A 13,481-nucleotide genomic window follows, 5' to 3' on the forward strand; every position below is an offset into this window, starting at 1 on the left:
ATGCAGGTCCGACGGATATCCAGCGTACGCGAAGGGGTGTGGGATGCGTGTTGTGACGACGGTGCCGCAAGACGATCTGCGTAATACTGCCGCAGTCGCCCGCCAGGCGGAGGCAGCCGGCTTCGATGGTCTGATCACCCTGGAGAACCGCCACGATCCGTTCCTGGCACACGCCGTGGCGGCGCTGGCGACAGAGCGGATCGAGCTGGGGACCGCGGTCGCGATCGCCTTTCCGCGCAGCCCGATGGTGGTGGCCAATGCCTGCTGGGATCTGCAGGTCACCTCGCGCGGCCGCTTCGTGCTGGGCCTGGGGCCGCAGATCCGGCCGCACAACGAGAAGCGCTTCAGCGTGCCGTGGTCGGCGCCGGCGCCGCGCATGCGCGACTACGTGAACGCGCTGCGCGCCATCTGGACCGCCTGGGAGAAGGGCACGAAGCTGGATTACCGCGGCACGCACTACACTTTCACACTGATGACGCCCAACTTCGTGCCGCCGTCGCGCGGCTTTCGGATGGTGCCCATCACCCTGGCGGCGGTCGGCGAGCACACGCTGCGGCTGGCAGGCGAACTGGCCGACGGGGTGCGGCTGCACTCGTTCTGCACGCGGCGCTATCTCGAGGAGGCTGTGCTGCCGCGTCTGCACGAAGGGCTGGCGCGCAACAATCGCAGCCGCAGCCAGCTCGAGATCACCGGCGGCGGCTTCATTGCCACTGGACCCGATGCGGCGTCGGTGGCCAAGGCGGTCGAGTTCGTGCGCATGCGCGTCGCCTTCTACGGATCGACCCCGGCCTACTGGCCCGTGCTGGAGCTGCATGGGCTGGGTGATCTGGCGCGCAAGCTGAACGCCATGTCGAAGCAGGGCCAGTGGACCGGGATGACCGCCGCCATCCCGGATGATGTGGTGCATCTGTTCGCCGCCGTCGGCACGCACCAGGAAATCGCCGGCGTGGTGGCGCAGCGCTTTGGGGGACTGGTCGATACGATCTATGCCAGCGCCAACTCGGCGATGCAGTCGGACCTGCCGCCGGATGTGCTTCAGGACATCCACAAGCTGCCGACGGCGTTCACGGGCTATGTGACGCCGTGGTGACGGCTCAGCCTTTCTTGTCAGGCTTCTCCGGCGGCGGGTTCACCAGATATGCCACGCGGCTCATGAACTTCTCGTCGTCGACCTTGCCGCCGCTCGCCAGCAGCGGCGCCTCGCTGGCAATGGCGTCCAGCACCTTGGGCAGCCAGCTCTCGCGCTCGGCCTTGCTGAAATCCTGCAGCACATAGCCGTAGACAAGGTCCTTGTGGCCGGGATGGCCGATGCCGATGCGCACGCGTCTATAGTCGTTGCCCAGATGCGCATCGATGTCGCGGATGCCGTTGTGGCCGCCGGCACCGCCGCCCGTCTTGACGCGCACCTTGCCGGGCGCGAGGTCGAGCTCATCGTGGAAGACGACCACATCGCTCAGCGCGATCTTGTGGAAGCGCGCGGCTTCGCCGACCGACTGGCCTGAATCGTTCATGTAGGTCATCGGCTTGAGCGCCAGCGCCCGCTGGCCGTCGAGCGTGCCCTCGGCGACCTCACCCTGGAAGCGCTTGCGCCATGCCGAAAAGCCATGGCGGCGGACCAGCAGGTCCACCGCCATGAAGCCGACATTGTGGCGCTGCGCTGCGTGCCTGGGCCCGGGATTGCCGAGCCCTACGAGCAGGAGCATGGCAGCGTCGGAACCGGATCGGTCCGCCTACTTCTTGGTCGGGGCAGCAGCCTTCGCGGCTGGCGCCGCTGAGGCCGCCGGCGCCGCGCCAGCGGCCGGGGCGGCGCCACCGGCAGCCGGTGCCGCAGCCGCCTGGGCAGCCTCGGCCTCGCGACCCACGGTCGGCGGCGCCACCGACGCGATGGTGGCGTTCTTCTCGCGGCTGACGACGCGCACGCCTTCCGGCAGGTTCAGCGAGGACAGGTGCACCGAATGCCCGATCTCCATGCCGGTCAGGTCGACCTCGAAGAAGTCCGGAATCTGGTCGGCGCGCGTACGCACCGTGATGGCGTGGCGGATCACGTTGAGGATGCCGCCGCGCTTGATGCCCGGCGAGGCAGTCTCATTGCGGAAATGCACCGGCACGTCGACGGTGATGATCGACCCGGCGCCCAGGCGCAGAAAGTCGAAATGAACCGGCCGGTCGGTCACCGGGTCGAGCTGCACGTCGCGTGGCAGCACCTCCACCTTGGTGCCCTCGACATCGATGGCCATGCGATGGGTCAGAAAGCCCTCGCCGGTCATGATGCGCAGCAGCTGCTTGGGCTCCACCGAGATAGGCAGCGGGGGCTGCTTGTCGCCATAGATCACGGCCGGGATCAGGCCGTCGCGACGCGCGGCCCGGGCGCCCCCTTTGCCGGCCCGGTCCCGCTTCTTCGCGGCAATCGTGGTCAAATCGGACATCGTCCGTCTCTCCTCAGGGCGCCGCAGCGCCGTTTGCCGGATCGGGACGACCCCGATCCTTCCGTCGCGAGCCGGCCTCCAGGGGTGCCGCGCCCGCGGGTACGCCAAAATCGAGGCCGCCGGCGCAAGCCGGCGGCCACAGTCACTACGCTTCTACGCCACGCAAACCTAGTCGAACAGGCTCGAGACCGAGGCCTCTTCGCTGATGCGCCGGATCGCTTCGGCCAGCAGCGGCGCGATGCTGATCTGGCGGATGTTCTGCGACACCCGCACCGCCTCGGTCGCCGGGATGCTGTCCGTGGTGACGAGCTCGGTGATGGGCGACGCCGCCACCCGGGCCACCGCGCCGCCCGACAGCACGCCATGCGTCACATAGGCGGAGACCGCCTTGGCGCCGGCATTCTTCAGCGCCACGGCGGCATTGCACAGCGTGCCCGCCGAATCGACGATGTCGTCGACCAGCATGCAGGTGCGGTTGCGGACGTCGCCGATGATGTTCATCACCTCGGAAACACCCGCGCGTTCGCGGCGCTTGTCGATGATCGCCAGGTCGGCGTCAAGCCTCTTGGCCAGAGCCCGGGTGCGTACCACGCCGCCGACATCCGGCGACACCATCACCAGGCTCTCGCCGTTGTAGCGCTTGCGCACGTCGTCGGTGAAGGTCGGGCCGGCGAAGAGGTTGTCGAGCGGGATATCGAAGAAGCCCTGGATCTGGCCGGCATGCAGATCCATGGTCAGCACGCGGTTGGCGCCGGCCGTGGTGATCAGGTTGGCTACCAGCTTGGCCGAAATCGGCGTGCGCGGGCCTGATTTGCGATCCTGGCGGGCGTAGCCGTAGTAGGGGATCACCGCCGTGATGCGCCGGGCCGAGCTGCGGCGCAGCGCGTCGATGGTGATCAGCAGCTCCATCAGGTTGTCGTTGGTGGGGAACGACGTGGACTGGATGACGAACATGTCCTCGCCACGTACGTTCTCCAGGATCTCGACAAACACCTCCAGGTCGGAGAACCGGCGGATATTGGCCCGCACCAGCGGCAGCCCCAGCGCAGCTGAAATCGCCTCGGCCAGCGGCCGATTGCTGTTGCCGGTCAGGATCTTCATCTCGGCTTCCCCCGACGCGGCGCGTCGGACTCACGTAAGATCTTGAAATAACACGATTTTTCGCCCCCGGGCCGGAAGCGGCGGGCGGAACATACCGGCCTTTGCACCGACTCGCAACTGAATCGCTGGAAACGCACAGTTGCGTGACTGGCGGCGGCTCCGCCAGGTCGTGGCCTTTGCCTGAATGGCCGGGCCGGCCGGGTCACCGTTTGAACACTTCTCAGCGCGAACCAGAGGTCACGATAATCGCGATGAGGTCGTGCCGCGACCGGAGACTACAGAAGGAGGCCAGGACATGAGCCGAGAAGCGCACTCCCCTGACGCGCTCGTGGAAGCCAGACGCCGGTTTCTCGCTTCCTGCGGCAAGTTCGCGGTGGCCACCCCACCCACCGTTGCCCTGATGCTGTCGGCAGCCGAGCGGAACTACGCCGTTGCTGCTTCCGGCAATGGCGGCGGCTCAGTTCCCAGGCAGAACAATCAAGGAAACAACGGTTTCGGCAATGGCGGCGGCGATGGCGTGCCAGGCCAGTCGGGCAACAACCCATCGCCCAACGCGGGCGGGAAGCGCGACGACATCAGCCGCTGAGCGTCATATCCGCTGAGCGTCGAATCTTGTCCTTGGGCCGGCAGGCGACTGCCGGCCCAAGTCGTGTGCGTCACCGCCGCCAGCCGCGCGGATGGGCCTCGCTTCTGAGCAGCCGGGCTATCCAGTCACCGGCGTCACGCTTGCGCAGGAAGCGTGATGCGTGGTGCAGGCGGCGTTGCAGCAGCGGACTTTGCTGTCCGTACAGTCCCGCCATGCGGTGCGGTGCGAAAGCTGATTGCACGTTGGCCAGAGGTGTTCCCCAGCCGGCCAGGGCGGGCACGCGGTGTTGCAGCAGACAACGTTGCACCTGCAGCCGGGCTGCGACGGCAGGTGCGCCTGGCAGCTTCCAGGGAGCATCCAGCAGCCTGTGTGCCAGCAGCGCGTACGCGTGAAGTGGTGTCCGCAGGCGATGCCGGGTCAGGCTGCCGGCGACGAAGGTCCAGTCGACTCCTGGAGCGTCGTCACGGGTGAAGGACGCAAACTCATGCAACTGGCGCAATTCGAACGCACCGCGATAGTAGTTCGCAAGGAAGTGGACCTGTGCATGCAGCACGTTGTGCAGGACCCTATCCGTCGGCGACGGAACGAAGAACCGGCGGCCCTGCACGACGATCTGGTCGGCACGCCGCCACACGTCCTGGGCCGGAAGGACATGCGGGGTGTCGATCAGCTCGAAGTGGAGGTCGACCGCTCCCGGCTCGCCCGGCCGCGCAAAATCGCCATAGGCGTGATGTCCGGCCGGGTAACGGGCGATGGCTCGATAGCCCAGGTTGTCAAGAGTTGTGAAAACCCGGTCAGCGGCGTGTCGCGGCACCAAGAGGTCGAGATCGCGGATCATCCGGGCGCTTGGCGCGGGAGCGCTGAGCAGCGTGGCACCGCCCTTCAGAAGCAAAGCATCAACCCCGGCATTGCCGAGCGCGCCGATCAGCTCCAAGGCCTGTTGTCGCAGGCAGTCGTTGCGGGCTGCATTGCTCTGATGCAGCAATGCAAGATAGTCGCGCACCGCGTCGGGGATATCCGCCAACCTCCCGGTTCTTTCAAGCGCGGCATGGAGGGCAGGCCCAACGAGGTGCTCGTTCGCCAGCGCGATTGCGTAGCTCCAGGTCGTGTCGTCGATTTTGCGCAGCCGCTGCAGGTGGCCCGCCGCATCCGTCCGAAGGCAGTCGCAAACAAGATGCAGCGCGCGCAGGGATCTGATCATGGCGCCAGGAGGCGCAACCGCTCCACGGCCGCGTCGAGTCCGTTGAATCGCAGCTCGAAGCAGGAGATCGTGGCGATCCACTGCACCAGTTGCGCAATTTTCTCGGGGTCGAGCGTGTCGAGCGGACAACATTCACGCAGCAGGCGGGCCAGCGCCTCGGCGCGGCTCAACGGCACAAGCTCGGCCGGCGATTGGCGGATACGCCGCGGAAATACGATCCACTCGACCGGTGTTTGCACATCAGGCGCGATCCGAGGTGCCGTCTCCGCGGGCAGCAAATAGCGCACACGCTTCCCGTCGGGACGATTGTGGATCGGTTGCCGCGCCAATTGCGGTAGCTGCTTGCGCAGCAGCCGCCAGGCGCCTGGCTTGAGGCAGATCGCAAAGGGCATCTGCCGCGCCGCCAGCGTATCGTGCGCGAGAACGATGGTGTCATCGCCGAGAAGACCGCAGCCCGCCATGACCAGCGCCGCGGTCAGCGTGCTCTTGCCGCTGCCGGAGGCGCCAGGCAGCAGCAGACACCGTTCACCCAAGGTGACCCCTGCAGCATGGATGGCGTAGGCGGCGCGGCTGTGTCTGAGGGCGAAGCGGACCAGGGAGATTTTGACGAGCGGAGCGAGTTGGTCGCGCCGCTGGCACCGCTCGATGGCGCCATCCGGTCCCTGGAGGATGAAGCCGTCCCGATCGGCGGTGATCTGAATGGTCAGAGCGTCGGAGATCTCGGCAGTCACCAAGTGTTCGACCAGCGGCGTGAGGTCGCTCAGGAGATCACCGGGCGATGCCTGCAGCCGGAATGCGGTATCAAGCAATCGCAGGGTGACGGTGTCGCTCGTGGCAGGCCCGCCGAGGCTGCCGCCAGTCGTTTGGCGGAGGAGGCCGAGATCCTGCCACTGCCGCAGGATCGTGCCCAGGTGAGCCTTGGCAGCATCGGGATCGAAGCCGAACGTCTGCTCAAGGCCTTGCTCGATGCGCGCGAAGCCGAACCCTTCCTCCAGGCAACACCAGACGTAGGTCGCCGTGGTGTTGAGGCTGTAGAGCTGATGTGTGCCGGCATTGAAAAGCACGCCGGCCTCGTCAAGGAGATGCAAGGTCACGTCAGGAGCGGGGCCTTGCTGGTGATCGGCTCTTGGTTGCATCGCCTCGCTCGGCCGCTGGCGGGATCAGCTTGCCGTTTGATGATGCAATAGCCCCGTCCTCACCGGATGTGTGATGACCATTTCGGGGCCGCGTGACGCTCAATAATCAACGTATATGTTGATTATCAACAGAGCGTTTGATAAAATACGCCATGCAGGGAGTTCCGGCCATGCTTCAGGTCGTCGGCGGCGCGGACCCCGCTGCGGATCTGCTCGACCGGGTGTTCTTCGCGCTGTCGGATCCGGTGCGCCGTGCAATCCTGGATCGTCTGGGCGAGGAAGCGTTGCTGGTCTCGGAGCTTGCGGCGCCGTTCGATATCTCGCTGCAGGCGGTATCGCGCCACATCCAGGTCCTGGTGCGCGCAGGCCTGGTCCGGCAGGAGCGGACCGGCCGTATCAGCCGATGCAGCCTCGTCGTCGGACCCATCCAGGCTGCGGCGGTATGGATCAACCACTACAGCAAGTATTGGCAGGCACAGTTCGACACATTGGCGGCGGCGCTGGAGGAGATCGAAGAACGGCGATCCGGCGCGGCGCGGCTCACGACGCTGCGGAAGCGGCCGCGACGGCGCTTGCCGGACCCCTGATGCGCTGCGACGCGCGAGGAGGCTGGCGTGAAGAGCGGAATCATCCCGCGGGGAACGGCCCGAAGCATGCGTCGGCTATTCGTGAGGAATCTCACGCCACAACGCGACGTGATCAGTCGGCAACGGATGGAAGGGAGTGAGCGCCATGAAATATGTCGATGCCACCCGGCGTCTCGCCGAGCACCGTGACCGTATCGCGGCCTTGCGCGAGGAGATGCGCAAGATGCAGGACGCGATCGAGCCGCAGGAGGTCGCCGACTACAGCCTGGCGACGCCGCAGGGCGAGGTGCGGCTCTCGGCCCTGTTCGGCGACAAGGATGACCTGTTCGTCATCCATAACATGGGCGCTTCGTGCCGCTACTGCACGATGTGGGCCGATGGCTTCAACGGCGTCTACGATCATTTGGCGAGCCGCGCCGCATTCGTGGTCTGCAGCCCCGACGCGCCGGCGGCGCAAAAGCGCTTCGCCGACAGCCGCGGCTGGCGCTTTCCGATGGTGAGCCATCAGAACACCAGCTTCGCGGCCGACATGGGCTATCGCGCCGAGAATGGCAGCCACCAGCCCGGCATCTCCGTCTTCAGGCGTGACAACGGGCGGATCATGCGCGTGTCCGACACCGACATGGGGCCGGGGGATGCGTTCTGCTCGGTGTGGCACTTCTTTGACATGCTGCCCGGCGGGGCGGGCGATTGGGCACCGCAATTCAAGTACCGCTGACCTGTTGCCCGCGGAGCGTATGCCATGGCTTGGCGCAAAGCGCCGCCGCAGCTCGTGTCGCTGTTCGATAGCGTGGTACCGCGCGATCCTCGGGTCGTGCGGCGGCCGATGTTCGGCTATCCGGCGGCATTCGCCAACGGCAAGCTGTTCGCGAGCCTATTTGAGGACAGCGTCGTCCTGAAGCTGTCGCCGGAGGATTGCGGCCAGCTGCAGGCGGCGCACGGCGCGTCGGCGTTCGAGCCGATGCCGGGCCGGCGCAAGCGCGAATACATCGTGCTGCCCGAGGCATTGCTGTCGGATCGTGTTGCGCTGGATCGCTGGCTGTCGCGGGCGCTGGATTACGTTCTGTCGCAGTCCAGCGCCACGAAGAAGGCGCCGCGCGCCGCATCGCCCCGCAAAGGCAAGCGGTAGCGGGCGGCCTTCAGGCCGTCGCGCTCCAGCGATGGTCGGCGCGCAGCGGTGAATCTTCCTTCACGAACAGCAGATCGAGCTGGGCCAGCGCGCTGTCCAGCGGGCGGCGGCCGCCGCCCAGCACGTCGTAGATGACGAAGCCGCGCTGGCGCAGGAAGCTGACCACCTCGGCGATCTCCGGCCCGTCGTGGATGGTGGCGATGACGCTGGCCTCGATCAGGATCGCATCGACATCATGGATGCGCTCGCCCATGCCGCGCAGCACGCTCATTTCCGAGCCCTGGACGTCGATCTTGCATAGCGCCGGCCGCTCGAAGCCGTCGATCACCTGGTCGAAGCGCTGCACCGGCACCGGGTACCGGCGCGTCGGGCCGAGCGGTCCGACCTCCTCATAGAAGGTCGAGCCGCCGATATCGTTGGTGCGCACCCCGATCTCGAGCTCGCCCTCCGCGTCGCCGAGCGCGACATTGAGGATCCGGGCATCGAGCTGCTTGGCGATCCGTTCCATGTAAGGCAGCGATTCGCGCGTCGGGTCGATCAGGTAGTACTGCGAGTCGGGGAAGACGGCATAGAGCTCGGGCGTGCCCTGCGCGACGCCGATATCGAACACGGTACGCGGCTCGAAGCCCTGGGCGCGGAGGTTGCGCAGGACGAAGGGCCATGCCGGCACCACGCCGACCACCCGATGCAGCACCAGCGTCGAGTAGCTCAGCATGCGCTTGATCACGGCCTTCGCTGGATTGCGCACCATCATGCCTGTCGTCATGGTCATGCCGCCTCACGTGCAGTGGAAACGCCGCCCTGCGCCCGCCAGGCGAGGGACCGTCAGCAGATGTAAGGGGGCAGCCCGCCGATGGTCAGCAGGGGGCAGTGACGGAACACGGAATGATCACCGCCTGGACTCGCGCGATCCCGGGCTGCATGCTTCGTGCTGGAAGGCAAGGGAGGACACGGTGGACGAACGCATCGAAAAGACGCTGATCGACGTGGCTGACCTGGTCAAGACCGGCCAGCAGGCAGCCGCCGCTCAGGAATCGGCCTGGGCGGGCCTCGAGCAGCTGGCTGTCGCCCTGGGCGTGCTGGCCACGCATTGCGCCGCGCTCGAGAAGCGGCTGCAGGAGGTGGAGAGCAAGCTGGCGCATTGAGCCGCTCGAAACGGCCCAAGCTGGCGCGTGGCGGCAAATGACAGCAGGAAGCGCGGCGGCTTCCTGGCTGGTTCGTACGGCCTCAGCGCTGGCCCTGGGCGGCGCGGTCGCGGTTGATCAGCTCGACGACTCCGTCCGCCGCGGCCAGCGCCACGATCGGCGCCAGCTTGTCCCAATTGCCCTCGAGGCTGCCGGCCTGGACCGTGTTGGCCTGCTCGAGGTCGCCGATCTGGGTGCCATCGCCGCGCTTGATGATCCAGCGGATGACAACGCGTTGGCGCCCCTCCGCCGGCGCCGCGAGCGCGACGCTACCCTGAATCTGGAACACGGTCGCCTCGGTGCGGTCGACCAGCACCATCTGGCTTTCGCCCATGGCCCGGCGCATGGCTGACGCGAGCGCCTTGTTGGCGGTGTCTGGACCACCGGTCACCGTCAGCACGCGCACGCGCGGCGCGTTGCTGGCAGCCGCCAACACAGGCGGCGCGGCAGAAGGCGGCGCTTCCGGCCCGGGAGGAGCTGCCGGGGGCGATGGTGCGCCGGGTGGAGGGCCGCCCGGCTGGTCGGCGGCCGGCGCTGGTGCGCCGGGGCCGGCGGGCTCGCTGCTGGGGGGCGGCGGCAGTGTGCCCGGCGGCAACGCATCGGGCAGCGCGGCGATGGGGACATTGGCAAGATCGCCGCGGCCGAGCTGGCGGCCGATGCGGAATGCGGCTTGCGTGGCGATGCGCGAGATCAGACGGTCCTCGGCGTTGAACCAGTCCTGCGGGCTGCCCAGCACACGCTGATCGTTGCCGGCGATGCGCGTGCCGCGTTCGTCCTGCACGGTCCAGGTGATGTCGATCTGCACTGCGCCGTCCGCGTCGCGTGTCGCTACCGTGGCGCTGATTCGCTTGAGGCCGCGCGCCGTGGCTGGTATGGCGACGATGCCATGATCGCGCAGGGCCAGAGCCAGCGCCGTTGCGATCTTCTCGGCGACCTCCGTCCGGGGGCCGACGGGCGGCGTGATGACGAATTCCGGCGCTTCGGCGGTTTCAGGCCCGACGCCCGGCGGCGCGGCCGATGGTGCCGAGAGCCTGTTGTCGGGCGCGAAAGGGCGCGGTGTCTCACCGCACCCGATCAGGGCAACCGCCATTGCGCCCGCGATCGCTGCGCAGCGGATCAGCTCAGACCAGCGCACAGGTGGCCACCAAGCCAAGCAGGCAGAGAAAACCAAAGATCACCAGATAGGGCATGGGGCCGATGCTGCTTCAAATCATACGAACATGGATCATTTGACCAGGGCAATGGCCGACAAGCCGCGGCCGTAGTCGCGTATGCCGTTGAGCGTGTTGTAGCGGAAGCTGAAGAACTGTTCCTGGTTCGGGAGCGTGTCATGGCCGCTGGCCTCGGCCGACGCCACGCCCAGAAGAGCGAGCCGGCGCAGCAGATAGCCCGGCAGGTCGAACATGTGGTGGCCGGCACGGCGCGACGGGGTGAAGAACGCGCCGTTGGCCCTATCCTGGGCCGTGAACGGCGCCGGAAATTCCGGCCCGACCTCGTAGGAAGCGTGCGCGATGCAAGGGCCGACGGCGGCGTGGATCGATCCGCGTCGCGCGCCCAGCCCCTCCATGGCCGCGACTGTGGCATCGACGACACCGGCCAGCGCCCCGCGCCAGCCGGCATGGGCCGCGCCGATCACCCGGTTCTCGTGATCCGCCAGCAGAACCGGCGCGCAGTCGGCCGACAGAACGCCCAAGGCGATGCCGGGCTTGTCGGTCACCAGGCCGTCGGCCTGCGGCGCGCCCGGCGATCGCCACAGGTTCGAGCCGTCCACTGTCAGAACCTGCGTGGAGTGGATCTGATGCAGGGTCAGCAGGCGCTCCGGCTCGAGCCCGAACCGGCCGGCGGCACGCGCCCGGTTCTCGGCGACATTGGCCGGCGAATCGGCCGAGCCGTAGCCGCAGTTCAACGAGGCGAACAGGCCCGTGCTGACGCCGCCCTCGCGGGTGAAGAAGGCATGTTGCACGTGCGGGATGCGGGCAAGGTTGGGCAGCGTGATCACGGTCCGGGTCCGAAGTTCGGGTCGCAGGCCATATCGGGTGTCGGGAAGCCGGGCGCCGCCGGCATCGCAGGGTCGCGCAGGGCAAGGACGCGGAACAAGGTGCCCATTCGATCCGGCGCGATCAAGCGCGCCATGGCGTCGTCGATGTCCTGTGCTTGCCGCGGCGTGGCGCGAGCCCGCAGCGCCTGTGCTCGATGCGCGATGCCCAGCGCCTGCAGAAAGTACCCCTGGCTGGTCGGGCCGTCGATCGCCGCGCCGGCCTCGCGCGCCGCCCGCGCAAGGGCGGCGAAGTCGACATGGGCCGTCAGGTCGCTCTCGCCGATGCGCTCGAAGACGCCGACCTTGGCATGGCGATGCACGGCCTGCAGGGTGTCGCCGTGCCCGCCGGCCTCGTAGCCGTAGTCGATGACGAGGGCTGCGCCGCGATGACGCACAAGGCGGTCGGTGATCGCATGCATGACAGAGAGCGCTGCCGGCGACACTTCGGCGACGGCACCGGCCGGCATTCCGGCGCGGTGCGCCGCATCCAGCAGCGCTGACAGCGGCGACGGGCCCGGCGCCACGGCGAAGGCGAAGCCGTCCGGCGATTGGGCCTGGCCGGCATCGCGCGCCAGCCCGATCATGCGCTCGCACCAGCCGGAGTGCGTGCGCACGAGCTGCCGGATCGGCAGGGCGTCGAAGAACTCGTTGGCGACCAGCAGCATGGCGACGTCGTCGGGCACATCTTCGAGGCGCTCGTGCCATGCGCAGGCCGGCACCGCCCCCGCCAGGGCTGCGCGCTGCCGGTCGCGCAGCGTGGCGTCGATCTCGACCAGATGCAGGCGCAGCGCGGCATGGAAGCCGGGCACGCTGCGCGTGGCGCGCAGCGCGTCGACCAGCAAGGTGCCGCGGCCGGGGCCGAGCTCGACAAGCCGCACCGGGTCGGGACGGCCGATCGCGATCCAGCGTTCGGCAAGCCACGCGCCGATCAGCTCGCCGAACATCTGGCTGATCTCGGGCGCCGTCACGAAATCGCCCGCCGCCCCGACAGCGGCCGCCCGCCGGTAGTAGCCGAACGCGGGATGCGCCAGCGCTTCGACCATGAAATCGGCGACGGTGATCGGGCCGGCCAGCGCGATGCGCCGCTGCAGGCGGGTGGCCAGCGCCGTGCTCATGCGGCCGTGGCGGCCGGTGGCCGGCGCAAGGCACGCACGATCAGCCAGGCGCCGAACGCGACCAGGGGCAGCGACAGCAGCATGCCCATGGTCAGCCAGCCACCCAGCAGGTAGCCAAGATGCGCATCCGGCTCGCGCCATAGCTCCCCGGTCATGCGGGCAAGGCCGTAGCCGCCCCACATGACGCCACATATCAGTCCAGGGCGCCGCCGCAGCCCGAAAACGCGCCACAGCACCACCACGATCGCGAACAGCAGCGCGCCCTCCAGGAAGGCCTGGTAGAGCTGGCTGGGATGGCGCGGCACCTGCAGCGGATCGCGCGGAAAGATCATGGCCCAGGCCACGTCGCTGGGCCGGCCCCAGAGCTCGCCGTTGATGAAATTGGCGATGCGACCCAGCATCAGGCCGATGGGTGTCGCGATGGCAATGACGTCGGCGAAGGCGAACAGCTCGATCTTGTGCCGCCAGGCGTACCAGAGCACGGCCGCGGTCACGCCCAGCAGCCCGCCATGGAACGACATGCCGCCTTCCCAGACGGTGAAGATCTTCTCCGGGTTCGCCAGATAGAATGCCGGCTTGTAGAACAGGACGTAGCCCAGCCGGCCGCCCAGGATCACGCCCAGCGCGGCGTAGAACAGGAAGTCGTCGACCTGCTGCGGCTTCATCACGACCGGGGGCTGCACCACGATGCGCCGTGCCAGCCACCAGGCGAACACCAGCCCGGCGACATAGGCCAGCGCATACCAGCGGATGGCGAACGGCCCGATCGCGATCAGGACCGGATCGATGTCGGGATAGGGGATGACCAGCGGACTCATGCGTCAGGGGTTTACCCAGCCCGCCGCCCGCTGTCATCAAACCGTGTGTGGGCAATGGGTTAGGCCGGGCCATCCAGCCCTTCCGTGCCCCCACACGGCGAAGTGTCCGCGTCATGGAAATTCGCGAGAGTAAATCAATCGAATGATTGACTAAATCACG

The 13,481-nt window shown here is 67.7% G+C and carries 16 protein-coding genes; 6 read left to right on the forward strand and 10 right to left on the reverse strand.

What is annotated here, in order from left to right:
• Positions 1–43 precede the first annotated feature (43 nt).
• A complete protein-coding gene (locus FHP25_RS21175; RefSeq protein WP_147848957.1) occupies positions 44–1,090 on the forward strand; it encodes a TIGR03617 family F420-dependent LLM class oxidoreductase in 1,047 nt (348 codons plus the stop codon).
• Between the two features lie 4 nt (positions 1,091–1,094).
• Here the strand turns inward: FHP25_RS21175 and pth are convergent, their stop codons facing one another.
• The 3 genes from pth to FHP25_RS21190 all read right to left on the reverse strand — a co-directional run bounded on the left by pth (position 1,095) and on the right by FHP25_RS21190 (position 3,527).
• Complete coding sequence (pth, locus tag FHP25_RS21180; RefSeq protein WP_147848958.1) at positions 1,095–1,703, reverse strand: aminoacyl-tRNA hydrolase; 609 nt, start codon at positions 1,701–1,703, stop codon at positions 1,095–1,097.
• A 27-nt stretch (positions 1,704–1,730) separates the two neighbouring features.
• A complete protein-coding gene (locus tag FHP25_RS21185) occupies positions 1,731–2,426 on the reverse strand; it encodes a 50S ribosomal protein L25/general stress protein Ctc (RefSeq protein WP_147848959.1) in 696 nt (231 codons plus the stop codon).
• Between the two features lie 168 nt (positions 2,427–2,594).
• A complete protein-coding gene (locus tag FHP25_RS21190; protein ID WP_147848960.1) occupies positions 2,595–3,527 on the reverse strand; it encodes a ribose-phosphate pyrophosphokinase in 933 nt (310 codons plus the stop codon).
• A gap of 295 nt (positions 3,528–3,822) precedes the next feature.
• On the opposite strand from FHP25_RS21190, the gene FHP25_RS21195 reads away from it, so the two are divergent.
• Positions 3,823–4,113: a hypothetical protein gene (locus FHP25_RS21195; protein ID WP_147848961.1), complete on the forward strand. Its 291-nt coding sequence runs from the start codon at positions 3,823–3,825 to the stop codon at positions 4,111–4,113.
• Between the two features lie 70 nt (positions 4,114–4,183).
• On the opposite strand, the gene FHP25_RS21200 is transcribed toward FHP25_RS21195, so the two are convergent.
• Together FHP25_RS21200 and FHP25_RS21205 are read right to left on the reverse strand one after the other, a co-directional pair.
• On the reverse strand, positions 4,184–5,314 hold the full coding sequence (locus tag FHP25_RS21200; protein ID WP_178133673.1) for a nucleotidyltransferase domain-containing protein: 1,131 nt from the start codon (positions 5,312–5,314) through the stop codon (positions 4,184–4,186).
• Positions 5,311–6,378: a PqqD family peptide modification chaperone gene (locus FHP25_RS21205; RefSeq protein ID WP_178133674.1), complete on the reverse strand. Its 1,068-nt coding sequence runs from the start codon at positions 6,376–6,378 to the stop codon at positions 5,311–5,313. Before FHP25_RS21205 ends, FHP25_RS21200 begins: the two co-directional genes overlap by 4 nt.
• Positions 6,379–6,620: 242 nt before the next feature.
• Between FHP25_RS21205 and FHP25_RS21210 the strand changes: the two genes are divergently transcribed.
• From FHP25_RS21210 to FHP25_RS21220, 3 genes are all read left to right on the forward strand, one after another.
• Positions 6,621–7,037 carry an ArsR/SmtB family transcription factor gene (locus tag FHP25_RS21210; protein WP_178133675.1) on the forward strand — a complete coding sequence of 139 codons (417 nt, stop codon included), beginning with the start codon at positions 6,621–6,623 and terminating at the stop codon, positions 7,035–7,037.
• Between the two features lie 145 nt (positions 7,038–7,182).
• Positions 7,183–7,755, forward strand: a complete 573-nt coding sequence (locus FHP25_RS21215; protein WP_147848965.1) for a DUF899 family protein — start codon at positions 7,183–7,185, stop codon at positions 7,753–7,755.
• A gap of 24 nt (positions 7,756–7,779) precedes the next feature.
• On the forward strand, positions 7,780–8,166 hold the full coding sequence (locus FHP25_RS21220) for a TfoX/Sxy family protein (RefSeq protein WP_147848966.1): 387 nt from the start codon (positions 7,780–7,782) through the stop codon (positions 8,164–8,166).
• Positions 8,167–8,176: 10 nt separating this feature from the next.
• Here the strand turns inward: FHP25_RS21220 and FHP25_RS21225 are convergent, their stop codons facing one another.
• A complete protein-coding gene (locus tag FHP25_RS21225; RefSeq protein ID WP_147848967.1) occupies positions 8,177–8,938 on the reverse strand; it encodes an FkbM family methyltransferase in 762 nt (253 codons plus the stop codon).
• 181 nt (positions 8,939–9,119) lie between these two features.
• Here FHP25_RS21225 and FHP25_RS21230 point away from each other — a divergent pair, with 181 nt between their 5' ends.
• Entirely contained in the window at positions 9,120–9,311 is a 192-nt protein-coding gene (locus FHP25_RS21230; protein ID WP_147848968.1) for a hypothetical protein, read from the forward strand.
• Between the two features lie 82 nt (positions 9,312–9,393).
• Here FHP25_RS21230 and FHP25_RS21235 read toward each other — a convergent pair whose 3' ends face one another.
• The 4 genes from FHP25_RS21235 to lgt form a co-directional block, all read right to left on the reverse strand.
• On the reverse strand, positions 9,394–10,440 hold the full coding sequence (locus tag FHP25_RS21235; RefSeq protein ID WP_147848969.1) for a hypothetical protein: 1,047 nt from the start codon (positions 10,438–10,440) through the stop codon (positions 9,394–9,396).
• A gap of 135 nt (positions 10,441–10,575) precedes the next feature.
• Positions 10,576–11,349, reverse strand: coding sequence for a peptidoglycan editing factor PgeF (pgeF, locus tag FHP25_RS21240; protein ID WP_147848970.1), 774 nt, complete (start codon positions 11,347–11,349; stop codon positions 10,576–10,578).
• Positions 11,346–12,503: a class I SAM-dependent methyltransferase gene (locus FHP25_RS21245; RefSeq protein ID WP_147848971.1), complete on the reverse strand. Its 1,158-nt coding sequence runs from the start codon at positions 12,501–12,503 to the stop codon at positions 11,346–11,348. Before FHP25_RS21245 ends, pgeF begins: the two co-directional genes overlap by 4 nt.
• Positions 12,500–13,321 (reverse strand): prolipoprotein diacylglyceryl transferase, encoded by an 822-nt coding sequence (gene lgt, locus FHP25_RS21250; RefSeq protein ID WP_147848972.1) that lies wholly within the window; start codon positions 13,319–13,321, stop codon positions 12,500–12,502. Before lgt ends, FHP25_RS21245 begins: the two co-directional genes overlap by 4 nt.
• Positions 13,322–13,481: the final 160 nt, after the last annotated feature.

This window comes from Vineibacter terrae (assembly GCF_008039615.1).
In the GTDB taxonomy this organism is placed as follows: domain Bacteria; phylum Pseudomonadota; class Alphaproteobacteria; order Reyranellales; family Reyranellaceae; genus Vineibacter; species Vineibacter terrae.